Source organism: Paracoccus amoyensis (genome assembly GCF_014490725.1).
In the GTDB taxonomy this organism is placed as follows: Bacteria; Pseudomonadota; Alphaproteobacteria; order Rhodobacterales; family Rhodobacteraceae; genus Paracoccus; species Paracoccus amoyensis.
Map to the genome: position 1 here is coordinate 542282 of NZ_JACOQL010000003.1, position 23670 is coordinate 565951.

At 59.8% G+C, this 23670-nt stretch carries 27 protein-coding genes; 4 read left to right on the forward strand and 23 right to left on the reverse strand.

What is annotated here, in order from left to right:
- Positions 1–74: 74 nt before the first annotated feature.
- A complete protein-coding gene (locus H4P12_RS11685) occupies positions 75–824 on the forward strand; it encodes a hypothetical protein (protein ID WP_187793838.1) in 750 nt (249 codons plus the stop codon).
- Here H4P12_RS11685 and der read toward each other — a convergent pair.
- The 11 genes from der to H4P12_RS11740 all read right to left on the reverse strand — a co-directional run bounded on the left by der (position 821) and on the right by H4P12_RS11740 (position 11792).
- Positions 821–2305 (reverse strand): ribosome biogenesis GTPase Der, encoded by a 1485-nt coding sequence (gene der, locus H4P12_RS11690; RefSeq protein WP_187793839.1) that lies wholly within the window; start codon positions 2303–2305, stop codon positions 821–823. The genes H4P12_RS11685 and der overlap by 4 nt on opposite strands.
- Positions 2302–3630 (reverse strand): outer membrane protein assembly factor BamB family protein, encoded by a 1329-nt coding sequence (locus H4P12_RS11695; RefSeq protein ID WP_343069813.1) that lies wholly within the window; start codon positions 3628–3630, stop codon positions 2302–2304. The genes der and H4P12_RS11695 overlap by 4 nt, the downstream gene beginning before the upstream one ends.
- Before the next feature lie 42 nt (positions 3631–3672).
- Entirely contained in the window at positions 3673–4341 is a 669-nt protein-coding gene (locus H4P12_RS11700; protein WP_187793840.1) for a tetratricopeptide repeat protein, read from the reverse strand.
- Between the two features lie 90 nt (positions 4342–4431).
- Positions 4432–5028 (reverse strand): hypothetical protein, encoded by a 597-nt coding sequence (locus H4P12_RS11705; RefSeq protein ID WP_187793841.1) that lies wholly within the window; start codon positions 5026–5028, stop codon positions 4432–4434.
- Between the two features lie 186 nt (positions 5029–5214).
- The gene (locus H4P12_RS11710; RefSeq protein WP_187793842.1) at positions 5215–5814 is read right to left on the reverse strand and encodes a superoxide dismutase; all 600 of its coding nucleotides are present in this window, start codon (positions 5812–5814) and stop codon (positions 5215–5217) included.
- 154 nt (positions 5815–5968) lie between these two features.
- Positions 5969–6487 carry a sarcosine oxidase subunit gamma gene (locus tag H4P12_RS11715; protein ID WP_187793843.1) on the reverse strand — a complete coding sequence of 173 codons (519 nt, stop codon included), beginning with the start codon at positions 6485–6487 and terminating at the stop codon, positions 5969–5971.
- Positions 6480–9410: a sarcosine oxidase subunit alpha family protein gene (locus tag H4P12_RS11720; protein ID WP_187793844.1), complete on the reverse strand. Its 2931-nt coding sequence runs from the start codon at positions 9408–9410 to the stop codon at positions 6480–6482. The genes H4P12_RS11715 and H4P12_RS11720 overlap by 8 nt, the downstream gene beginning before the upstream one ends.
- Positions 9407–9742, reverse strand: coding sequence for a sarcosine oxidase subunit delta (locus H4P12_RS11725; protein WP_187793845.1), 336 nt, complete (start codon positions 9740–9742; stop codon positions 9407–9409). The genes H4P12_RS11720 and H4P12_RS11725 overlap by 4 nt, the downstream gene beginning before the upstream one ends.
- Positions 9743–10078 (reverse strand): TfoX/Sxy family protein, encoded by a 336-nt coding sequence (locus tag H4P12_RS11730; RefSeq protein ID WP_187793846.1) that lies wholly within the window; start codon positions 10076–10078, stop codon positions 9743–9745.
- Positions 10079–10186: 108 nt separating this feature from the next.
- Positions 10187–10438, reverse strand: coding sequence for a hypothetical protein (locus tag H4P12_RS11735; RefSeq protein ID WP_187793847.1), 252 nt, complete (start codon positions 10436–10438; stop codon positions 10187–10189).
- Between the two features lie 91 nt (positions 10439–10529).
- Entirely contained in the window at positions 10530–11792 is a 1263-nt protein-coding gene (locus H4P12_RS11740; RefSeq protein ID WP_187793848.1) for a sarcosine oxidase subunit beta family protein, read from the reverse strand.
- Between the two features lie 192 nt (positions 11793–11984).
- Here H4P12_RS11740 and ccmI point away from each other — a divergent pair, with 192 nt between their 5' ends.
- From ccmI to H4P12_RS11755, 3 genes are read left to right on the forward strand one after another with little or no spacing between them, the layout of a single operon-like run.
- Positions 11985–13202 carry a c-type cytochrome biogenesis protein CcmI gene (ccmI, locus tag H4P12_RS11745; protein WP_187793849.1) on the forward strand — a complete coding sequence of 406 codons (1218 nt, stop codon included), beginning with the start codon at positions 11985–11987 and terminating at the stop codon, positions 13200–13202.
- Positions 13199–13669: a Holliday junction resolvase RuvX gene (gene ruvX / locus H4P12_RS11750; protein WP_187793850.1), complete on the forward strand. Its 471-nt coding sequence runs from the start codon at positions 13199–13201 to the stop codon at positions 13667–13669. The genes ccmI and ruvX overlap by 4 nt, the downstream gene beginning before the upstream one ends.
- Positions 13666–13881 (forward strand): DUF1289 domain-containing protein, encoded by a 216-nt coding sequence (locus tag H4P12_RS11755; protein WP_187793851.1) that lies wholly within the window; start codon positions 13666–13668, stop codon positions 13879–13881. Before ruvX ends, H4P12_RS11755 begins: the two co-directional genes overlap by 4 nt.
- Positions 13882–13941: 60 nt before the next feature.
- Here the strand turns inward: H4P12_RS11755 and H4P12_RS11760 are convergent, their stop codons facing one another.
- The 12 genes from H4P12_RS11760 to cyoC form a co-directional block, all read right to left on the reverse strand.
- On the reverse strand, positions 13942–14307 hold the full coding sequence (locus H4P12_RS11760; RefSeq protein WP_187793852.1) for a hypothetical protein: 366 nt from the start codon (positions 14305–14307) through the stop codon (positions 13942–13944).
- A 4-nt stretch (positions 14308–14311) separates the two neighbouring features.
- Positions 14312–14590, reverse strand: coding sequence for a DnaJ C-terminal domain-containing protein (locus tag H4P12_RS19185; RefSeq protein WP_343069822.1), 279 nt, complete (start codon positions 14588–14590; stop codon positions 14312–14314).
- Complete coding sequence (locus H4P12_RS11765; protein ID WP_343069814.1) at positions 14581–15258, reverse strand: DnaJ domain-containing protein; 678 nt, start codon at positions 15256–15258, stop codon at positions 14581–14583. Before H4P12_RS11765 ends, H4P12_RS19185 begins: the two co-directional genes overlap by 10 nt.
- Before the next feature lie 65 nt (positions 15259–15323).
- The gene (locus H4P12_RS11770) at positions 15324–16382 is read right to left on the reverse strand and encodes an aldo/keto reductase (RefSeq protein WP_187793853.1); all 1059 of its coding nucleotides are present in this window, start codon (positions 16380–16382) and stop codon (positions 15324–15326) included.
- A gap of 66 nt (positions 16383–16448) precedes the next feature.
- Positions 16449–17201, reverse strand: a complete 753-nt coding sequence (locus H4P12_RS11775; RefSeq protein ID WP_187793854.1) for an ABC transporter ATP-binding protein — start codon at positions 17199–17201, stop codon at positions 16449–16451.
- 77 nt (positions 17202–17278) lie between these two features.
- Positions 17279–18163 carry an ABC transporter ATP-binding protein gene (locus H4P12_RS11780; protein WP_187793855.1) on the reverse strand — a complete coding sequence of 295 codons (885 nt, stop codon included), beginning with the start codon at positions 18161–18163 and terminating at the stop codon, positions 17279–17281.
- Positions 18160–19083 (reverse strand): nickel transporter permease, encoded by a 924-nt coding sequence (nikC, locus tag H4P12_RS11785; protein ID WP_187793856.1) that lies wholly within the window; start codon positions 19081–19083, stop codon positions 18160–18162. The genes H4P12_RS11780 and nikC overlap by 4 nt, the downstream gene beginning before the upstream one ends.
- Positions 19080–20132, reverse strand: a complete 1053-nt coding sequence (locus H4P12_RS11790) for an ABC transporter permease (protein ID WP_187793999.1) — start codon at positions 20130–20132, stop codon at positions 19080–19082. The genes nikC and H4P12_RS11790 overlap by 4 nt, the downstream gene beginning before the upstream one ends.
- Positions 20133–20171: 39 nt before the next feature.
- Positions 20172–21776 (reverse strand): ABC transporter substrate-binding protein, encoded by a 1605-nt coding sequence (locus H4P12_RS11795; RefSeq protein WP_187793857.1) that lies wholly within the window; start codon positions 21774–21776, stop codon positions 20172–20174.
- A 181-nt stretch (positions 21777–21957) separates the two neighbouring features.
- Positions 21958–22662 (reverse strand): SURF1 family protein, encoded by a 705-nt coding sequence (locus H4P12_RS11800; protein WP_343069816.1) that lies wholly within the window; start codon positions 22660–22662, stop codon positions 21958–21960.
- Positions 22659–23051: a cytochrome o ubiquinol oxidase subunit IV gene (cyoD, locus tag H4P12_RS11805; protein WP_187793858.1), complete on the reverse strand. Its 393-nt coding sequence runs from the start codon at positions 23049–23051 to the stop codon at positions 22659–22661. Before cyoD ends, H4P12_RS11800 begins: the two co-directional genes overlap by 4 nt.
- Complete coding sequence (cyoC, locus tag H4P12_RS11810; RefSeq protein WP_187793859.1) at positions 23051–23668, reverse strand: cytochrome o ubiquinol oxidase subunit III; 618 nt, start codon at positions 23666–23668, stop codon at positions 23051–23053. Before cyoC ends, cyoD begins: the two co-directional genes overlap by 1 nt.
- Between the last annotated feature and the right edge of the window lie 2 nt (positions 23669–23670).

The window sequence follows — 23670 nt, forward strand, 5'->3', positions numbered from 1 at the left end:
TCAGTTTAGCGCCATCATCCGCATAATCGCCGCGGTCACTGGAAACCGGGCGCGCTCCAAAGGCGTTGGTCGGAATGGAACGCGCAAAAGACATGGCATATCTGGCGGCGGTGGCGGCATTTGTCGGCAGCGGCCTGGCATTTGCACTGTCTTCGCAGGCCGAGGTCGCCCCCTCTACCGCATCCGCGACCAGTACGCTGTTGATGTACCCGGCGGTCGTCATGCCCCAGACATCGCAGATTGCGGATTTGCCCCATATATTCCTGCATCCACAGAACCCTGTCATCTGGGCGCTATTGATCAGCCTATGGGGGCTGTTGATCCTTGATGCCATTCTAAGGCTTGTCGAACCTGGGAAGGATAGGAACGGTCCGTCGTGTCTGTATTTCGGTGTCGCGCTGATCGTCGGGGCGATCTGGCCCTGGACCTATGACCAAAGCCCGGTCATGGCCACGCTCGGGGCACTGGTGATGTTGAACGCAGGCCTGGCCGCAGCGTTGCGCGATGGAAGTATTCGCCGGCCAGCGATCGGCTTTTTCGCTGGATGGAGCACGGGTGTTGGCAGCATCACCGTGCTGTCCCTGATAGGTGGAAAGTTCGGCCTGTCGATGGTCGTCACGGCCAGTATCGTCCTGATCTTCGGCGCGGTTATCGGCGTTATCGTCCAGCATGAGTTGAACCACAGGATCAGCTATGCCATCGCGATGATCCTGGTGTTCTGCGGTCTGGCCATCGCGACAATGGGTGGCAGTATGGTTGTCGCGCTGGCGGCGATCTTCAGCGTTTCGGCAATGGCCGTCATGCTGATCCGCGCCGCCAGTTAGCTGCCCTTGGGCTTTTGCCGGTTCTTGTGTTTGGACAAGGCGCCCGACTGATTGATCTTGTTCGCCTTGGCCCTGTAGGGGTTGTCATTCCCCTGATCGCGGAAGAACAGGCGGATCGGCGTGCCGGGCATGTCAAAGTCCTGACGCAACCCGTTGATCAGATAGCGTTGATAGCTGTCGGGCAGCTTATCCGTATGCGTGGCCTTGACGATAAAGGCGGGCGGGCGCGTTTTCACCTGCGTCATATAGCGCAGCCGGATACGCCGACCGCCCGGTGCGGGCGGTGGATGGCTTTCCGTCATCGCCTCGAGCCAGCGGTTCAGGCGCGCGGTCGAGATCCGGCGGTTCCAGACCTCATGCGCTTTGAGAATTGCATTGTGCAGACGATCCAGCCCCTTGCCCGTGCGGGCCGATACGGTAACCATCGGCGCACCCCTGAGCTGAGGCAACAGACGTTCGAGGCTTTCGCGAAGCTCTTTCAGCTTCTCGGCCTTTTCGTCTTCCAGATCCCACTTGTTCGCGGCAATCACAACGGCCCGCCCCTCGGTTTCCGCGAAATCGGCAATCCGCAGATCCTGCTGCTCGAACGGAATGGCGACATCCAGCAGGACGACGACCACTTCGGCAAAGCGGACAGCGCGCAGACCATCGGCGACCGAAAGTTTCTCAAGCTTGTCCGTGACCTTGGCGCGCTTGCGCATCCCGGCGGTGTCAAAAATTCGCATGGGCGTGCCCATGAAATCGGTCGTCACACTGATCGAATCGCGGGTGATCCCGGCTTCGGGGCCGGTCAGCAGACGATCCTCACCGATGATCTTGTTGATCAGCGTCGATTTTCCGGCATTCGGACGGCCGATGACGGCCAGCTGCAACGGGCGTTCAGCCGAAGGGCGCCAAGCCTCTTCCCCCTCGCCGGACTCGGCATCCTCATCGGACAGATCGACATCGGTTTCGGCGGCGATGGGCGCGGGACGTTCGGCCTCGATCTGGTCAACCAGCGGGACGAGGGCGCGATACAGGTCGTCCATCCCCTCGCCATGTTCGGCAGAGATGCGCAAGGGCTCGCCCAGACCAAGGGCGTAACCTTCCATCGCGCCCGCCTCACCAGCCCGACCTTCGGACTTGTTGGCGGCCAGAATAACGTGTTTGGCGCGACGGCGCAGAATTTCAGCGAAATATTCGTCGGCAGCCGTGACGCCCACACGCGCGTCAATGACGAAAAGGCAAACGTCAGCCTCGTCGACCGCACGTTCGGTCAGGCGGCGCATACGACCTTGCAGGCTGTCATCTTCGGCCATTTCCAGACCGGCGCTATCAATGACGATAAAGCGCAGATCGCCCAGACGACCGGCCCCTTCGCGCAGGTCACGGGTAACACCCGGCTGGTCATCGACCAAAGCCAGCTTCTTACCAACCAAACGATTGAACAGCGTTGATTTGCCGACGTTAGGCCGACCGACAATGGCAAGTGTAAAGCTCATCGGAATGCGTGCAGTTGGCCCTTGCGGGACACGACGTAAAGAGTTTGACCGGCAACCACAGGGGCCGAGGTCGCGCCGTCCGGAATCTGACCTTGGCCGACAAGCTGTCCTGACCTTGGATCAAACGCCCGCAGCACACCATCAGATGATGCCACGAACAGTCGACCGCCGGCCAGAACCGGGCCGAAATGGGCATAGATGCTGTCCTGACGCTTGGGCTTGGTATCGGTGTAATATGGCAGGTCGACCCGCCAGATCACGCCGCCGCTTGCCGCATCCAGACGCACCAGCTGTGCCTGATCATTGACGGCAAAGACCGAACCGCCTGCCACAACGACGGGGCTATTTGCGCCATCGCGGCTGGACCAGTTTTCGATCCCACTGCTGAGTTCGACCGAATTGATGCGCCCGGCAGAGCTGCCGCCAAATACATTTCCGCCGGAAATCACCGGATCACCGGTGACATCGCGGATGGCAGTATAGGCGCGGCCACGACGTGTCCCTGCGATCTGAGAGGTCCAAACTGGCAAGCCGTCAGCAGTATTGACCGCCATCAACTCACCCGAGGAAAAGCCGAAGACCACGGTATTGCCCTGCACGGCCGGAACCGTAACCCCCATGATCCCCGCATTCGAGGGGTTGCCGGAAGCCTGCCACAATGCCTTGCCATCCGATGCACGCACCGCCCAGCCGACATTGTTGCGCGCGGTCACATAGACAACGCCATTCTGGACCGCGGGACCGCCGCTGATCGGCGCATCGACCCGCTGCCGCCACAACACGCCGCCCGAACGTGCGTCAAGTGCCACCAGCTCGCCAAAACCTGTGGTGACAAACACCTTGCCAGCTTCATAGGCAACACCGCCGCCCGACACGCTATAGGACGTTTCCAATGCCGGGGTAACATCGGTGGACCATGCCGTGCCGCCCGAAACTGGCGAGGCGGTTACGCGTGCGCGGCTGTCCAGCGTATAGACAAGCCCGCCCCCAACAACCGGATCAGCGCTGATCCGGTGACGGCGATCATTGCCTGAACCGATATTGTTCGACCAGATGCGGGTGGTTCCGGCGCCAAGCGCCACATGCCCCGGCTGATGCGCGGCATTTCCGCCGCGCTGCGACCATTCGCCATTCGTCTGCGGTGCGGCCAGCGACAGCGCAGTCGAGGTAACCGGTGCCGGTCCTTCGATCGCGGGCCCGTCGGGCGAGGTTACGGCAAGCGGATCAAGCCGTTCACCGGGCAGGATCACTTCGCGTTCTCCGCAGGCCGACAGGCCAAGCGCAACAACGGTCAGGGCCGTGGTCAATCGCAGCATGGCGGTCATACTCGCCTCTCCCTCGTCTCTTTATTATTGGCTACGTGGCAATCAGCCCGCAATCGTGCTTTCGGTCATTTCAGGCTCTTCGCCCAAAGCGATCATCATCTCTGACAGGCGACGGCGCAAGCCTTCGCTAAGGCCATCTTTTTGCTGAATCTGACGAATCAGGCTGATGGCATCATCTTTGCGGCCAGCATCAATCAGTGCGACAGCCTTTTGCTCCAGCGCAAGCAGTTCGAATGGCGCACCCGTGCGTGACAAGCGCGACAGAATTTCGTCACGTTCTGCCGGTTCCATATCGCGGCCCTGCAACATCACCAGCTTCAATTCGGCCAGATCGTGCAACACCGTATCGGTTTCCGGATCGCCGGCAACCGCACGCAAAGCCTCAATCGCGGCATCCTTGCCACCGGCGGCTGCCCAATCGCCCGCGGCCAGCAAGGCAGCCACGACGCGGCGGCCTTCTGCGCCATTCGGATCGACCTGCATGATCGCGGCAGGATCACCCGCATCTTCCGCCGCAAGCACAGCATCACCCCACTCCCGAGCGTTTGCCGCATCCCGCGCCTGACTGTATTCGCGCCAGATCACACCGCCGACGATCAGAAGAATGATCAGCAGCGCCAGCCAACCCCAACGGCGATACAGCCGAAAAAGCCGTTCGCGGCGAAGGTCGTCGAATACCTCGTCAATGAAACTGTCGTTCTGGTTGGCCATCGGCGCCTTCCGCAAAATTTTGTTGCGTTTGGTCATATACCGCGAAGACAGGAAATGCCAATGCCGCAGCGTGGCTGCATCGCCATCTGATCAAGCGAAAATGAAATCGCCCTCATTGATCGCAGCCAAAGCTGCATCGTGATGGGGTTCAGACGCGGTCAGGGTATGCTCGATCAAATACCCGTCCGGCTTTGCCAGACTGTTATCTGCTTCGGGCGGGGTCGGATGATTGAGCAAAATCTTGTTCAGCGCCATTTCAAAATCAAAGATGACTTCCTTTTCAACAACAGCGCTGAAATCAAAATGGTCTGCAACCAGCCTGGGTCCGACCACACCTTCAGGCATGGAAAACGTGGATTCGATCAAGGGGTCATGTCCCCAGGATGCCTGCCCGCTGCTTTCATAGACCTTGAGTTCGAAAACCTCGTTCAGCCTATCGAAATTCTTCGCACTCAGCTGAAATGCAAAGCGGTCGTCCGCACCCAGCAGCAACTGTTTCGACAGGGGCGGCTGTTCGGCCCGGCCAGCCGCATGTGACCATGATACTCCATCAAAATCGGCGACATCGCCCGACAGAGGCATCACTTCGACGAAAACCGTTTTTGAACTGGCAGTGGTCTGTTCTATCCAGAAACTGACCGCGCCCTCGGCGGCAGGGTTTTCGCCACCAATCACAGGCTGCCCCAAATCAGAGGATATCGTCCAACCATTACTTTGCGCGATGATCGGCATTTGTCCTCGGGCGTTTTGGGGAAATCATGCTTACCTTTTCAGACTACATCCCTCCAAGTCAAATAATATCTTTCAGCAGGCAACAGAAAAACCCGCTGCAAGATGCAGCGGGTTCAAGTCAGATCATCAAACTGATCGCGATTACAGACGCGATGCCACGTTATCCCAGTTGACCAGATTGTTCAGGAAATTTTCCAGATATTTCGGGCGCACATTACGGAAATCAATGTAATAGCTGTGTTCCCAGACATCGCAGCCCAGCAGCGCGGTTTGACCAAAGCACAGGGGGTTTACGCCGTTTTCGGTTTTGGTGATCTCCAGGCTGCCATCGGCATTCTTGACCAGCCAGACCCAACCAGAGCCGAACTGACCAACACCTGCTTCGGCAAATTTCTTTTTGAATTCATCAACCGAACCAAAGGAATCAACAATCGCCTTTTCCAGATTGGCTGGCATGGCGCCCGAATCCGGGCTCATCATTTCCCAGAACTGGCTGTGGTTCCAATGCTGGCTGGCATTGTTGAAAATGCCATTCTGCGCAACCGCGCCCTTGGAATAGGTCCCGGTAACGATATCTTCCAGCGACTTGCCTTCCCATTCGGTGCCGGCAATCAGCTCGTTCAGCTTGTCGACATAAGCCTTGTGGTGCTTGTCGTGGTGATATTCCAGTGTCTCTTTCGACATGCCGCCTGCGGCAAGCGCATCATGGGCATAAGGAAGATCGGGAAGCGTGAAAGCCATTTTACGGTCCTTTTCTGAAAGGGTGGCAGTTTCGGTCGGGCGCACAGTCCCGCATTCACCGGGACAACGCAATACCACTAGGTCAGGTTCCTGCCAGAGCAGATGAAAGAGGCACGAACAGGCTTGTCACGCCCCTTTCGTCGGCAAATGCCGATCAGCGCGGGGCCAACTGACTGCCTGCAAGGGTCGCGTTATTCAGGATCAGCCCCAGATAATCGGCGGTTGAGCGGAAACCGATCAGCCTGAACCCGCCGTCGATTCGCCAAATCGCAGCCGCTGTCTGGGCGGCGCGGGTGCGACGCAATCCATCCTGTGGCAGTTCCACGAAATCCACAGGGGACAGCTTGGCCAGAACATCCGTGGCATGCGGGCCGACCACGTCAAAGACGGCACGCGCATCGGACACATTCACCACCAGCGAATGTTCCCCGGTCAGCGCCTGTTCCAAAGCCGCGATCGCCCCGGCCGTTTCCGAAACTGGCAAGATCAGAAGCAGTTCATCGGGCGACATCCAGCCAAGGCTGCGGCTGTCATCGGTCGTGATCCGCGTGACGTCCGGAAGGGCCAATCCCACGGCTTCGGCAATCGCATCGCCTGCGCGGGCGAAATCGGCGCGGATCGTTACCATACCAAGGTTTTCGGCGCGGGTGATTGTTGCAAGCGCGTCAGCCATTCAGACGGCTCCCTTCCTTGTCATAGAATACCGGATCGACGATCCGTCCCTTCAGCACCTCGCCCGAGGGCATCGGAAACTCCAGCTCCTGCCCCATCCGGTCGGGACCGTGGCGCACCAGGGCCATGGCGATCGGACGATCCAGCGTCGGCGAATAATAGCTAGAGGTAACGCGCCCCTGTGTCTTGCGCTGACCATTGGCATTCGTGCCCTCATCCACGGCAAGCGCACCGTCTGGAATGATCCGCTTATCCAGACTTTCCAGACCGACCAACTGCCAGCGGGACCGCTGTTTCATAAAGCTGCGCGACTGCGCACGTTTGCCGATATAGTCTTGCTTCTTCTTCGAAATCGCCCAGCCAAGGCCAAGATCCTGCGGAATGATGGTGCCGTCGGTTTCATCGCCGATCATGATGAAGCCCTTTTCGGCGCGCATCACGTGCATCGCCTCGGTTCCATAGGGGGTGATGTTCAGATCGCGTCCGGCCTCGTGCAGTTTTTCCCACAGCTCCAGACCGCGACCGGCAGGAACGGCGATTTCATAGCTAAGCTCGCCCGAGAAGCTGATCCGGTAAATCCGCGCAGGTATGCCGCCAATCTGACCTTCGGCCCATGTCATGAAGGGCAGCGCCTCTTGCGACAGGTCGATATCGCCGCCCAGACGCTGCAACAGCTCTCGCGCCTTGGGGCCGGCGACGGCGATCTGCGCATATTGTTCGGTCAGGTTGGCGGTATATACCTGCCAGTCCCACCATTCGCATTGCAGCCAATCTTCCATATGACCGTGAATACGGTCCGCACCGCCGGTGGTCGTGTGGCACAGCCAGGTATCGTCAGACAGGCGTGCCACCACGCCGTCATCCATCAGGAACCCGTTTTCGCTGCACATCAGGCCATAGCGGCATTTGCCGACCGGCAGCGTGGACATCATGTTGGTATACAGCATGTCCAACAACTTGCCCGCATCCGGCCCCTTGACGATGATCTTGCCCAACGTTGATGCGTCCAGCGTGCCCACGCTGCGCCGCACCGCCAAAATCTCGCGGTTGACCGCCTTGTCCCGATCTTCGCCTGCCTGCGGATAACAATAGGGACGCCGCCAATGGCCGACGGGTTCCCAGGATGCGCCATGCGCTTCGTGCCAGGCATGCATCGGCGTCTTGCGCAGCGGCTGAAACGCATCGCCCCGCGCATCGGCAGCGATCGTAGCCAGCGTCACCGGCGTATAGGGCGGACGGAAAGTCGTTGTGCCGGTTGCCGGGATGGGTTGCGACAGGGCGTTGGACAGGATCGCAAGACCGTTGATATTGCTGACCTTCCCTTGATCCGTTGCCATACCAAGCGTGGTGTAACGCTTGGTATGTTCGACAGATGCATAGCCTTCGCGGGCGGCCAGCTGGACATCGCTGACCTTCACATCATTCTGGAAATCCAGCCACATCTTTGCCCGCAGCTTATAGGGCGCGTTTTGAGGCATGACCCAGACGGGCATGGTCGGCAGTTCGCGCCGTTCCAGATCGCCCGCGGCGCGAAGATCGCCATTGGCGGCGCCGACGGCGGTGACGTTGCCTTGGCCATCAGCGCCCAGGGGAGGACGTTCGGGATTGGGGCGGAACATGGCCTCTGCCTCGTCCCACAACAGCTTGCCGCCGCAATGGCTCCACAAATGAACGACGGGCGACCAGCCGCCGGACATGGCAACGACATCGCAATCCAGCGTGCCAATCTGTTGGCCATCACCCTGCTGTCTGCACAGCACGACACCATCGACGTGGCGACCGCCTTTGACCTTGGCGATGCCGGTATCGGTCAGGACCGGAATATTGGCGGCGCGCACGGCCTGTGCCAATTCGCTGTCGGCAGTCGGGCGGGCGTCGATGACCGCAGCAACCTCCAGCCCCGAATCATGGGCGATCAGCGCCGTGCGATAAGCGTCATCATTATTGGTGACGACAACAATACGCTTGCCCGGCGCGACACCGTAATTCACGATGAAATCCCGCACGGCCGAGGCCAGCATCACTCCCGGCACATCGTTGCAGGCGAAAGCCAGCGGACGCTCCAGCGCGCCGGTTGCAGTGACGACCTGCTGGGTCCGAATGCGCCACAGGCGCTGACGGGGGATGCCCTGGTTCGGGTCGTGATCCGCCAGGGCCTCGCGGGCAATCAGATAGCCGTGGTCATATAGCCCGGTCGCCATCGTGTTGCGGCGCATGGTGACGTTTTCGCGGCGTTCCAGATCGGCGACCAGCGCATTGACGACCGCTGCCCCACCTTTGTGATCGACCGGGGTTCTGCCGCCCCAGATGGGGCTTTGTCCCAGCACGATCACACGCTGGCCCTGGTCGGCAGCCTGTTTCGCCGCCTGTAATCCCGCGATACCGCCGCCCACGACGACGACATCGGCAAAAGCATAGGCCTGTTCATAACGATCGGGATCAGGATCGGTCGGCGCACGGCCAAGACCCGCGCTGCGGCGGATGATGGGTTCAAACACATGCTTCCAGAACGGACGCGGATGCATGAAGGTCTTGTAATAAAAGCCCGCCGGAAACATCGGCGACAGCCAATTGTTCACCGCGCCAATATCGGCGTCCAGCGAGGGCCAGCAGTTCTGACTGCCCAGCACCATCCCCGGCAGAAGCGTTGTGGTGGTCGCGCGCTGGTTCGGCTCGAACCGGCCGCCTTGTCCGAGACCGAACAGGGCGTTCGGTTCCTCGGCACCGCTGGCAATGGGGCCGCGGGGGCGGTGATATTTGAACGACCGGCCCATCAGCATCTGGCCGTTCGCCAGCATGGCCGAGGCCAGGGTATCACCTTCCAGGCCCCGCAAATGGCGTCCGTCAAATCGGAACGGGATCTGGAAGGCACGGTCGATCAGGCGGCCGCCCTGCGGCAGGCGGAAAGGAGCGGTATAGGTCATTCGGCGCGTGTCCAGTCAGGGTTCCAGTCGGGACTAACCTTGCGGATCGCCGCGACGATGTCATCGGTCGGATGCGGGGTCTGGGCCCTGTAGGTGCCATAGACCTGCAATGTGTTCGTGTCGCGGGCTGCCAGGAACCATTTGCCGCAGCCATAGGCATGGCGCCAGCGTTCGAAATGCACGCCTTTTTCGTTCTTGCGATCAAACATATAGGCCTCGAACTGCTGATCATCGCCATCGGGCCCGACGCGTTTCAGGTGCGCTTCGCCCCCAGGGGCCAGTTCGGTTTCTTCGGCGGCGACGCCGCAATAAGGGCACGTCAAAATCAGCATCTAGGCATCTTTCGCAGGCAGGTGAGAGACAAATTCAAGCGACATTCGCGCCAAGGCACGACGCAAACCGTCGTCTTCAAGCGGGTCACCGGACAACCAGATAAAGCCACGCTTTGCGCGACCGCCTTGGATCATCGGTTCGGTTCCGGCAAATGTAAGAGCTTTGTCTTGGGCGTCTGGACCGACGCGATACATGGCACGACCTTTGCGCGCCGCACAAAGCATGTGGCCGTTCAGCATATAGCATAGTCCGCCAAACATCGCCTTGCTGGCGATGTCTGCGGGATAGCCAAGATCATGAAGCATTCTGGCTTCAAGCGCGGGATCGCGTGTCATGGATAGCCCCGCAGATATGCAAAGGCCGGGGGCTGACTGCCCCCGGACCCCCGTGGATATTTCCGCACAGAAGATGAAGCGTTACCCCATCCCCCAGCTTTCTCGGCCTTAGTTGGCCGGTGCGGTTTCGCCTTCGACAGCGGGGGCATCGACTGCAGGGGCATCGACTGCGGGTGCGTCGGCAACGGGTGCATCAGTGGCCGGCTCATCAGGCGTCTCGACGGTGATCGAGGTCGTATCTCCGCCTTCGCCGGCGGTGTCGACATCACCACCCGACATGAAGAAGAACAAAAGCGCCACGACGACAACGATGCCGCCGACGATGAAGTAAAGACCGTTATTGTTGTTACCGTCTGCCATGTATTTCCCTTTCGGAATTCAGTTGGATGCAAACGCAATTCGCACCCCCTCTGAAAGGTTCCCGCGGGATCTAACAAAAGCGAAGTCACGCTCAATGCGCCACACCGGCGGCAACGGATTCATCGATGAACCGGCCTTCGCGGAAGCGGTTCAGGCCAAATTCGGCGGCAAGCGGGCCGGGCGTGCCGTTCGCGATCAGTTCTGCCATCGCCCAGCCAGAGCCGGGGATCGCCTTGAAGCCGCCGGTACCCCAGCCACAGTTGACGAAGATATTTCTGACCGGCGTGGTTGACAGGATGGGAGAGCGATCCCCCGTCATGTCGACGATACCGCCCCATTGGCGCAGCATTTTAAGCCGCGAAATCATCGGGAAGGTCTCGACCAGCGCCCGCACGGTTTCTTCGACATGGTGCCATGATCCGCGCTGCGTGAAATTGTTGAAACCATCCGTGCCACCACCGATCACCATTTCGCCCTTGTCCGATTGCGACAGATAGCCGTGGACGGTGTTGGCCATGACAACAACATCCATGCAGGGCTTGATCGGCTCGCTGACCAGTGCCTGCAGCGCGACGCTTTCGATGGGCAGACGGAACCCCGCCATTTCGGCCAGCTGGCTGGAATGGCCCGCGACGACCATGGCCAGCTTTTCGCATTCGATGCGGCCTTTGGAGGTATTCACCGCGCGAAGCTGCCCGCCTTCGGTTTCAACCCCCTGCACTTCACAATTCTGGATGATGTGCATGCCCATGTCGGAACAGGCGCGGGCGTAACCCCAGGCGACAGCGTCGTGGCGTGCCGTGCCGCCACGCTCTTGATAAAGCCCGCCCAGAACCGGATAACGGGGACCCTCCAGATTGATGATCGGCACCAGTTCCTTCAAGCGAGCAGGCTCGATCCACTCTGTCGCGACGCCTTGCAGGTTGTTGGCATAAACGGTGCGCTTGTATCCACGCACCTCGTGTTCGGTCTGGGCCAGCATGATCAGACCACGCGGGCTGAACATGACGTTGTAGTTCAGCTCCTGCGACAGATCCTCATACAGCTTCAGCGCCTTGTCATAAATCGCAGCCGATGGGTCTTGCAGGTAGTTTGACCGGATGATGGTCGTATTGCGACCGGTATTGCCGCCGCCCAGCCAACCCTTTTCGATCACCGCGACATCGGTGATTCCGAAGTTCTTTCCCAGATAATAGGCGGTTGCCAGACCATGGCCGCCCGCGCCAACAATCACCACCTTGTATTTGCTGCGTGGTTCGGGATTGGCCCATGCCCGTTGCCAGCCGGTATGTTGGCGAAACGCCTCGCGGGCGATGGCAAAGATGGAATAGTGGCCGGAGCGAGCTGACGGCATGTAAGACCCCCAATGGAATATCTACGCCAGCATGACGACAGCTGCTGACATGCTCAAGGCAGCATGCGGCAGATCAAGGCGAATTGCGACATCTTGCGCTTGCCGATGGCACATCCGTGAACACATGCGACGGCAGGACGCTTTCGGTCGGCGGCAATCCGCACTATGGGGAAAGGGTAACGGAGGACATCCATGTTCTGGATCATCTGCACGGCGCTGGTTGCGATTGTCGCCATGGCCATTTTGACCCCCATCTTGCGTGCGCGTGATGACGCGCAGGCGCAACCTGTTGCGGCCTATGACCTGCAGGTTTACCGCGATCAACTGCGCGAGGTTGACCGCGATCTGGAACGGGGGGTGATCGAGGCAGAGGATGCCCAGCGGCTGAAGGCCGAGATTGGCCGGAAGGTTCTGGATGCCGACAGGAGGCTGAACGACAGCAGTGACAAAAACGGGGGCGCCGCAGTCGCGCTGCCCGTGATCGTGATGGCCCTGGTCCTGGTTGGTGCCGCGGCTCTGTATTGGCAGGAAGGTGCGCCGGGCGCCCCTGACATGCCGATGACGGCACGGATCGTGGCGGCCGAACGTGCCTATGACAACCGCCCCACGCAGGCCGAGGCCGAGGCAAACGCCCCCGCAGCCGCCCCGGTGGAATTGTCTGAAGACGACCGCCGCCTGATTCAGCAGCTTCGCGAAACGGTGGCCCAGCGACCCGATGATCCGCAGGGACTGACCTTTCTGGTCACCTATGAAACCCGTAGCGGTAATATTGCCGCCGCACGAGAGGCGCAGCAGCGCCTGATCGACTTGCGCGGTCATGAGGCGACGGCCGACGACCATATGCGTCTGGGCGCGTTGATGATCGAGGCGGCTGCCGGCATCGTCACCCCCGAGGCCGAGCGGGTGCTGGGCCAGGCCCTTCAGATCGACCCGGATCAGCCCCAGGCACGATATCTGATCGGATTGATGTATCTGCAAAACGGTCGCGCTGACCGCACGTTTGCCATCTGGCGCAGGCTGCTGGAACAGGGGCCGGAATCGGCACCGTGGATTGCGCCCATTCGCGCGGCGATGCCCGATCTTGCTTGGCTGGCAGGCCAGCCGGACTATGTCGCGCCTGCCCCTGTTCTGACCGGGCCAAGCGCCGAAGATATCGCCTCAGCCGAAGGCATGACCGATGATGAGCGTCAGGATTTCATTCGCGGTATGGTTGCCCAGTTGGAAGGTCGCTTGGCAGAGCAGGGGGGCAGCCCCGAAGAATGGGCGCGGCTGATTTCCTCACTGGTGGTGATTGGTGACACCGATCATGCCAAAGATATCTGGACCGAGGCGCAGTCCATCTTTGCCGCTTCGCCTCAGGCCTTGGCCACGGTGCATGAGGCCGCCCAGAAAGCGGGATTGGTCGAATGATTTATGAAGACATCACCGAATTTGCAGCGGCCCTGCCCTCGGTCGGCGCGCTGGCAGGACTGGATTTAGGGACCAAGACGATTGGCGTGGCGGTCAGCGATGGGCTGCGTCAGGTCGCCTCGCCCATCAGTGTGATCCGTCGGGCCAAATTCACGCTGGATGCGGATGAACTGCTGAAAATCGCCAATGATCGCGGGCTGGTTGGCCTGATATTGGGCCTGCCGCGCAATATGGACGGCAGCGAGGGGCCACGCGCGCAATCGACGCGTGCCTTTGCACGCAACCTGACCAAGCTGACCGAGCTGCCCATCGCCTACTGGGACGAGCGCCTGTCCACGGTGGCGGCTGAACGGGCTTTGCTAGAGGCCGACACCTCTCGTCGTCGCAGGGCCGAGGTGATTGATCAGGTCGCTGCAGGATATATTCTGCAGGGTGCGTTGGATCGCCTGCGTTATCTGTCGCAATGAGCGTGATCGAAAGCCCTTGCGTCAATATCTGCGTCATCGACCGACGAGAGGATCTGTGTGTCGGCTGTTATCGCAGTCTGGAAGAAATCGCGACTTGGGGGACGATGTCACCAGCCGAAAGACAAGCGGTGATGGAACGCCTGCCGAATCGCAAGCAGCGGATCAAGGTCAAGCGTGATCGGGAAAGAAACCGCGATCGGCTAGAGGATTAAGACAGACGGCAGCACGGCAATGCTGCCAGCTCCAGCCCTGCCAATTAAGTCCTGCCCGCGTCAGCTGTTTTCGGGATCGTCGTCGATGTGGACGATACGGATATGCCGGACGGTCGTGGTGATTCTGCCGCGCACGTCGTCGGGTTCTGCCGCCACTGCCTGCATCAGCGCACGCATATCGCCACGCGCGGTATTCAACTGGTCGATCAGTGACATCACCATGGTCAGCGAATCGTCGGGCAGTTCATATGCTTCGGCCAGATCGACAAGCAGTTGCAGACGCGCCAGATCGGTTTCGCGATAGGCGGGGCCTTGCGGCGTCGTCACGGGTGAAATGATCCGCGCCCGGATGAACGCCCCAAGACGAGGTTGCGTCAGATCGTCGACGCGGGAAATTACTTCGGTTTCACTGTAAAAGCGCGTCATGCCGTTACACCCCCGCCTTCAATTCGGACCGTGGATCATACTGATGATCCTTACTCCATTTTTCCATGAATTCGGTTAACTCGCTATCAACTTTAGGTGGCATGACGACCTTCAATTCCACGGTCTGATCGCCACCGTTGATACCCCGTCCTTTCAGACGCAATTTGCGGCCGGTGTTCGAGCCAGCGGGAATGGACAAATTGACCGAGCCATCAATCGTCGGAACCGGAACCTTGCCGCCCAAGGCAGCCTCGTAAATCGTGACCGGCAGCGTCAGGAAGATATCGTTCCCCTCGCGGCGGAAATCCGGGTGTGGGCGATGGTGATGGTCAGATAGGCATCGCCGGACCCGCCCTGCCCCATGCCGGGACCGCCCTTGCCTTTCAGGCGAATGGTTTGGCCATCACGCACGCCTTTGGGGATCGTGACTTCAAGATCGCCTCCGTCGGGCAGGCTGATCCGGGTTTTGCCGCCGCGCGCGGCGGTCATGAAGTCGATCTCAAGATTGAAACGATAATCCTGCCCGCGGACATGAAAATCACGGGGGTTTTCATAGCCTGAGCTGCGAAAGCCGCCGAAGCCGCCGCCTGCGCTGCCCGCCCCACGTCGTCCAAACAGATCCGAAAACACATCCGACAAATCCGGATCGCCCTCGAATCCATAGCTGCGGGAATAGGGATTATCCGCAGCCTCGGCATGTTCGCGATAGTAATGGCGCTGCGGGCGTTCCTGCCCCTGATCGTCGATCTCACCAGCGTCAAAACGGCGGCGTTTCTCAGGGTCTTTCAACAGATCATAGGCCGCCGACGCCGCCTTGAATCGCGTCATTGCCGCAGGGTCGGGATTAAGGTCGGGGTGATCGGTCTTGGCGATCTTGCGATACGCCTTCTTGATCTCGGCATCCGTCGCCGCTTTCTTCAGCCCCAAGGCTGCATATGGATCGCCTGCCATCCCGGCCCCCGCTCAAAAATTTATTATCGTCACAGCCCAATAAGATAAGTGCCGTGTGGGTTTCATCAATAGGTCATTGCATGCAGCTTATGCAGGCGATCAATTTCTTTGATCAGTTCTGCGGAAAGCGTCAGGTCGAAGCCTGCGATCAGATGCTGAAGCTGTTCAACGGTCGTGGCACCAATGATCGGCACCACCTTGAAGGGGCGCGTCAGTTGCCATGCAATCGCCAAGTGCATCGGGTCGACACCATGTGTGGCGGCAAGCTGATGATAGGCTTCGGTCGCAGCAAGGCCCAGACCGGTCTTGCGCCCGCCCAGATTACCCAACCCGCCCGAGGCTTTGTTGACCGCCGCACGACTTCCTTCGGGCACCGCACCATCGCGGTATTTACCGCTCAGCATCCCTGCGGCCAGCGGTGAATAGGACAGAAGCGTCACATCCTCATTCACGGCAACTTCGGCCAGGTCAGTGTCATAAAGGCGATAGAGCAGCGAATATTCGTTCTGGATCGCTGCCATACGCGGCGCGTCGATACGGTCGGCGACATCGCACCAGCGGGTCAGCCCCCAGGCACTTTCGTTCGACAGACCGACCGCACGGATCTTGCCGGCCTTCTGCGCATCGGCCATCGCGCCAAGCACATCGGCCATGTGGTCCAAGGTCTGCTGCCGGTTCTGCCCCGACGGATCGTAGGTCCAGTTCTGGCGAAAAGCATAGCTGCCCCGAACTGGCCAGTGCAGTTGATACAGGTCGATATGATCGGTCTGCAGACGGCGCAGCGAAGCATCGATGGTTTGCCGGATCGTCGCGCCATCAAAAGCTGCGCCGTCACGCACCATCTGACTGGGGCCAGTCACCTTTGTCGCCACCTCGACCTTATGACGATGTCCGGGTTGGCTCAGCCAGTTGCCCAGAATTTCTTCGGATTTCCCGACCGTTTCACGGCGCACCGGATTGACCGGATACATCTCGGCGCAATCCAGGAACGTGACACCGGCGGCCAGTGCCGTCTCGATCTGGCGGTGGCCATCGGCCTCAGGCGTCTGGCTGCCAAAGGTCATCGTGCCAAGACAAATCTTGCTGACCTCGATATCGCTGCCGCCCAGTTTCACGCGCTTCATACGGTTTCCTGTCTTTGCATTGCGGCGGCAGGCTAGCGATAACAGACGCAGTTGCAAGGGGCGTGGTCAGGCGCGTTCATAGCCAGCCGATGCCCGGATCAGGTGGCGGGTGTAATCCTGTTGTCCTGCGCCGCGGCGCAGGGCATCGACCTCCATCACCTCGACAATCTGGCCATGCTGCATGACCGCCAGCCGGTCGCACATATGACCAACCACCGCCAGATCATGACTGACCATCACATAGGTCAGCCCATGTTCACGGCGCAGATCGGTCAGCAGATTCAGGATCTCGGCCTGCACGCTGACATCCAGCGCGCTGGTCGGCTCGTCCAGCAACAGCAGGCGTGGGTTACCGGCCAGAGCACGAGCAATCGCGACACGCTGACGTTGACCACCCGATAGCTGATGCGGATAGCGAAAGCGGAACCCGCGCCCAAGCCCGACATCGTCCAGCAGTTGATTGATGCGGCGGTCGATGTTGTCCATGCCCTGCAGCTTCAACGCCTCGTGCAGGACAGCGTCGACGGAATGGCGGGGATGCAGGCTGGCATAGGGGTCCTGAAACACCATCTGCACGGTTTTATAGAAGGCGCGATCACGGTGGCTGCCATGGACGGCCTGACCCGCAACATCAACGCGCCCGGACCAACTGTCGATGAGTCCGGCAATGGCACGGAGAATGGTGGATTTCCCCGAACCGGATTCGCCAACCAGACCAAAGCTTTCACCCTGGGCGACCGTAAAGCTGACCTGTTTGACAGCATCGACCCGATCCGGAGGAAAGCCAAACCAGACGTCCAGATTTTCCACGTTCAGCATGGAGGGCACCCGAGTAGCGGGGGTTTTGCACCCCCGAACCCCCGCAGGATATTTAAACACAGAAGATGCGGCATCAGCTACACCCCTTTGGGCAATTCGGTTTCAAGGCCTTGGTCGATCAGCGGGTCACTGCGCCAGTTTTCCTGACGTTGCAGAACAGGCAGGCGATCCACCGGCGCGTCAAGGCGCGGCAGGCTGTTCAGAAGGCCCTGTGTATAGGGATGCCGCGCGTTGTGCAGATCCTGTGCTGCCAATGTTTCGACAACGCGGCCCGCATACATGATCAGCACGCGGTCACAAAACTGGGCCACAAGGTTCAGGTCGTGACTGATGAAGATCAGGCCCATGCCGCGGTCACGGACAAGACGATCCATGATGTTCAACACCTCGGTCCGGACCGAAACATCCAGCGCACTGGTCGGTTCATCCGCAATCAGGATTTCGGGATCGGGGGCCAGCATCATCGCAATCATGATGCGCTGGCCCATGCCGCCCGACACCTCATGGGGATAGGCGTCCATCACGCGTTCGGGATCGCGAATCTGCACAGCCTTGAGCATTTCAAGAGCCTTTTTGCGGGCGGCGGCTTTGCCGCCCCCGGCGTGCAGGCGATACGCCTCGATGATCTGATCGCCGATGGTCATCACCGGATTCAGACTGAATTTCGGGTCTTGCATGACCATGCTGATCCGGCTGCCCCGGATTTTACGCATGCCGCGTTCGGGCAGGTTCAGGATGGATTGACCGCCCAGATCCATGCGGTCCGCCCTTACCTGTCCCGGCGGGCGGACAAGGCCAAGGATCGCGCGGCCCGTCATGGACTTGCCACTGCCGGATTCGCCGACCACGCCCAAGCGTTCGCGGCCAAGGTCGAAGCTGACGCCGCGCACAGCCTCGAATACGCCCTGACGGGTTGGGAAGCTGACGTGAAGGTTGCGGACCGAAAGCATGGGTTCGGTCATTGCTTTGCCCCCTTTGGATCGAGCACGTCGCGCAAACCGTCGCCCAGCAGGTTGAATGCCAGCGAGACGATGAAGATTGCCAGCCCGGGCATCGCCGCGACCCACCAGAAGTCAAGGATATAGATGCGGCCATCGGAAATCATCGCCCCCCATTCCGGCATCGGCGGCTGTGCACCAAGCCCAAGAAAGCCAAGGCCCGCCGCCGACAGGATGATCCCCGCCATATCCAGCGCAACACGCACGATCAGAGAGCTGATGCAAAGCGGCCAGATATGCCGGATCAGCAGACGCATGCGCCCGGCCCCCTGCAATCGCGCGGCGGCAATGAAGTCTGCATTGCGGATGGTCAGCGTTTCGGCGCGGGCAAGCCGCGCATAGGGTGGCCAGCCGGTCAGGGCCAGCGCCAGAACGGCATTCCCGATGCCGGGGCCAAGCGCGGCGACAAAGGCCAGTGCAAGGATCAGCTTCGGGAAGGCCAGAAAGATGTCGGTGATGCGCATCAACACCTGATCGACCCATCCTCCGGCAAAGCCCGCGACCGTGCCAATGAACAACCCGATGACCGGCGCGATCAGCGCGACGGTTCCCACGATGAACAGCGTGATGCGGGAACCATAGATCAGCCGCGACATGATATCGCGGCCAAGCGCATCGGTGCCAAGCCAATGTTCTGGGGATGGCGGTTGCAACCGGCCCGCCAAGTTCTGCGCGAACGGGCTTTGCGGGGCCAGCCATGGAGCAAAGATCGCCATGCCGATCAGCAGGATCAGGATGATCAGGCCCAGCATCGCCAGCTTGTTCGCGCGAAATGTCAGCCATCCCTGATAAAAGGCGCCAAGCCGAGCCTGATGGCGGGTCAGCGGGGCATCGGTCAGCAGCCAGTCGCGGCGGGATTGCGGTTTGCTGGATGTATCGCTCATTTCGATCTCGGGTCCAGAACGCGATACAGAAGATCGCTGAACAGGTTCAGCAGCACGAAGCAGACGCCAATGACGACCGTGCCACCAAGCACGGCGTTCATATCGCCCGCCAGCAGCGCCTTAGTGATATATTGCCCCAATCCCGGCCAGCTGAAGATGATCTCGGTCAGGACCGATCCCTCCAGAAGTGAGCCGAAGGACAATGCGATCACCGTCACCAGCGGGATCGCGATATTGCGGAAGGCATGCCCCCAGATCACCCTGCGTTCGGACATGCCCTTGACGCGGGCGGTGGTGACATATTCCGCAGATAGCTGTTCCAGCATGAAGCTGCGGGTCATGCGGCTGATATAGGCAAGGCTGAAATAGCCCAGCAGGCTGGCGGGCAAGATGATATGGCTGAAGGCGTCCCTGAACGCGTCCCAATCCCCTGCCAGCAGCGAATCCGCCAGGATCATGCCGGTGACGTTGGGCACCATGCCGTCATAGATGATGCCCTGCCTGCCCGGTCCACCGACCCAACCAAGGATGCCGTAAAAGATCAGCAGACCCATCAACCCCAGCCAGAAGATCGGCATGGAATATCCGATCAGCGCGACCACGCGGGCGATCTGATCGACGATGCCGCCACGGCGGGCGGCAGCGATCACGCCCAGCGGAACCCCAACCAGCACGCCGATCAGCGTGCCCAGGGTGGCAAGTTCCACCGTCGCGGGGAAAACCCGCCTGATATCATCAACGACAAGCTGCCCGGTCGAGATCGAGCGCCCGAAATCCCCGGTCAGCACATCCGTGATATAGCGATAGAACTGGATATAAAGCGGCTGGTCCAGCCCCATGGCCACATAAGCGGCGTCATATTGCGCCTGTGTCGCACGGTCCCCCACGACTTTCAAAACCGGGTCGATCGGCATGACCCGACCAATGATGAAAGTCACCAGCAGCAGCCCAAACAGCGTAAGGACCAGCGACAATATCGTGCCGCCAATGCTGCGAAAACGGCGACGACGCGCGGCGGCGCGATCAGACGGGGTTGGCGGCGGGATCATGCCCCGCCCGCCTGTTTCTGTATCCATGGCGGCCAAGGCTTATTCGCCCTTGGTCACTTGGCGATACATGACGGACGCGACCGAGCGGCCAGAGTTCCAGTTTTCGATGTTATCCTGCATCCCTGTCGCCTCGATCCGTTGGAACATCGGGATGATCGGCGCTTCGGCCTGATATTGCTTCTGCAATTCGATATACATGTCGGCACGCTTTTGGGCGTCCTGTTCCAGCGTCGCGTCAACAGTTTCCTTGTTCATGTTGTCCGGCACCGCATAGGCGTTGCGCCATGCCAGAAGGCCGGTTGCCTTGGCTTCGTCACTGTTGTCGGGGTTATAGGCGAAGGTCGCGGCGTTGGTGTTTGGGTCAGAATAATCCGGGCCCCATTCACCGATGAACACCGGAATCTCGCGCGCGCGATAGGCATCAAGCGTCTGGGCGCCGGTGGATTGCTGGATATTCATCGTGATCCCGACCTCGGCCAGGGATGCCTGCAAGGCCTGCGCCACATCGACATATTCCCGCAGATCACGAACGTTGGTCGTGATTTCACCCGAAGTAATACCTGCATCCGTCAGGATTTGCTTGGCTTTTGCGGTGTCATAGCTGTAGGGCATATCCTCCAGCGCGCCCAGGTAGCCCTTGGGCAGGAAAGACTGATGCGGGACAAAGGTGCCCTTCAACAGCGTTCCGGCAATGCCTTCGTAATCGACCAGATATTTCATCGCCTCGATCATGGCGGGGTTCGACAGCAACTCATCCTTCTGGTTCAGGCCCAGATACATGATCCGGCCGCGTGGTTCGTCCTGAACTTTAACGCCTTCCGCGCTTGCGACGCCTTCGACATCGGTTGGCGACAAGTTGCGGGCAACGTCGATGTCGCCTTGTTCCAGCAGCAGACGCTGGGCACTGGATTCCGGCACGTTTCGAACCACAACGCGCTTCATCGCCGGGGCGCCAGCGAAGTAATCTTCATAGGCGGCCAGTTGCAGGGCCTCATTCGGGCGCCATGCGGACAGGGTATAGGGGCCAGAGCCAGCCTCGTTGGTGTTCAGCCAGGCGTGGCCGTAATCCTCACCCTCGGCATTGGCCATTGCCGTTTCCTTGTCGATGACGCTGGCGACGTTGGCCGTCAGACAGTTCAGAACAAAGGTCGGCGCATAGGGTTTATCCATATGCAGGGTCACGCTGGTATCGTCGAAGGTGATCTTTTCATCGACATTTTCAGGCGTGAAGCCGAATTGCGTCAGAATAAAGGCGGGGGTCTGATTCAGCTTGACCGCACGCTGCAACGACCAGGCCGCATCCTCGGCCCGGACAGGATTGCCGGAATGGAAGGTCACGCCATCACGCATTTTCAGGGTGATCGACATGCCGTCCGCGCTGACTTCCCAGCTTTCGGCCAGTGACGGCTGAAACCCCTTGTCCAGATCCATCGGATCGAAATCCACAAGCCGGTCATAGACGTTCTGATTCACATCATTGCCGGCGAATTCGAACGCCTGCGCGGGATCAAGGCTGATGATGTCATCAATCGCATGCGCAACCACCAGCGTATCGGCCGGGGTTTCCGCATAGGCGGCGGGTGCAATGGCAAGGACGGACGCCAGCAGAATCGCACGCGTGGTCAGCAGATGTCGCATATTCATTCTCCCTGAGATATTGCCCAGTTTTTGAACAGTGGGCTTTTCTAACGGGAAAGGTGGCGCAACGGGACTTGGCTGACAAGCCCCTTGTGGCAATCGGTGGCTAAACTTTGATCACCTGGTCAAGGCCTGCCCACCGGATCGCATCATATACACACAGCCGCGCAAGCATTTGTATGTTTTGTTATTTTTGACCAACTGAGGTGCGGTGCAGCGCGATAAAGGTCAGTGCCACCGTGCCTGCCGCCATGGCAAACCACGTCAATGCATAGCTAAGATGGTTGTTGCGAAACTGGATCACGGTCAACCCTCCGACGGGCGGGGTCTCAGCACTCCGGCTCGCGTCGATGAAATAGGGGGCGGTATCGTTCAGACCCAGCTTCCCGGCGATGGCGGCGATGTCACGGGAATACCAGCGATCAGCATCGGGATCATTGTCGCGCAGGAAGGCCCCGCCCGGCTGAGACATGCGCAACAAACCGGTCACGGTGACATTCCCCGCAGGGAGCGGCCGGTCGTCGCGTTTTTCGGCCGCGACGAACCCGCGATTGACCAGAACGGTCCATCCTTCGGCCGTGGTCAGGGGCGTCATCACCCAGAACCCGCCGCCAAGATCGGTCACGGCCTGAACCAGGGTGTCTTGCCCGCGCGCATAGTCACCGCTGAGCTTTACCGGCGTGTATTCATTGTCGGAAGTCAGCGTTGACCAGGCATCCGGGCCGGGCGCGGCAATCGGATCGGCGCCGACCCGCGCGTCGACGCGTTCGATCAGGTCAAGCTTCCAGCCCAGACGCTGAACCTGCCAGATCCCAAGCCCAAGAAACAGCAATGTCGCGAGGGCCGCGAATGTCAGAAAGACACCGTGCCCCCGCAGCTTGGTTTTGATCACGACCCGATGCCCAAAGCCTCGTGATCCATGGTCGGCATCATGTTGGTGTTCATGTGATACATGACCCAGATCGATCCCGCCAACACCACCACAAGGATGATAATGGTGAAGATCAGCGACATGAAGGTCCAGCCTTCGTCGCTGCGCGTGTTCATATGCAGGAAATAGACCATGTGAACGACGATCTGGACGGCAGCGAAGCCGACGACCAGCAGCATGGTTATCACACGGCTTTCAAGCCCACCGGCCATGACCAGCGCAAAAGGAATCGCGGTCAGAATGACCGACAGGACAAAACCGGTGAAGTAGGATTTATAGGTGCCGTGGTCGTGACCGCCATCATGCCCGTGATCGTCGTGATGATGTGTGTCGTGGGTATGTGCGGACATCAGATCATCCCCATCAGGTAAACAAAGGTGAAAACGCCGATCCAGACGACATCAAGGAAGTGCCAGAACATCGACAGACACATCATGCGCCGCTGGTTCGCCGGAATCAGGCCGCGCTGGCTGATCTGCACCATGAGCACCACCAGCCAGATCGAGCCAAAGGTCACATGCAACCCATGCGTGCCGACCAGCGCGAAAAAGGCCGATAGGAACGCCGAACGCTGCGGCCCTGCCCCTACGTGAATCAGGTGGCGGAATTCGTAGATCTCGACAGACAGAAAGCACAGGCCGAACAGCAACGTGACGGCCAGCCACAACAGCGTGCTTTTCTGATTGCCTTTGAACATCGCCAGCATGGCAAAGCCAAAGGTGATGGACGAAATCAGCAGGAATGCCGTGTTCAGCGCCACGAGTTCCAGATCGAACAGATCCTTCGGCCCTGGCCCGGCGGCATAGCTACCGCTTAGCACGCCATAGACCGCGAACAGAACCGCGAACATCAGACAGTCGCTCATCAGATAGACCCAGAAGCCTATGCCGGTGGACGCACCTTCTTCGTGATGGTGGGGGTCGGTTTCCCAGAAATCGCCCGGTGAAGTCGTGTGAACCGTGCTCATCT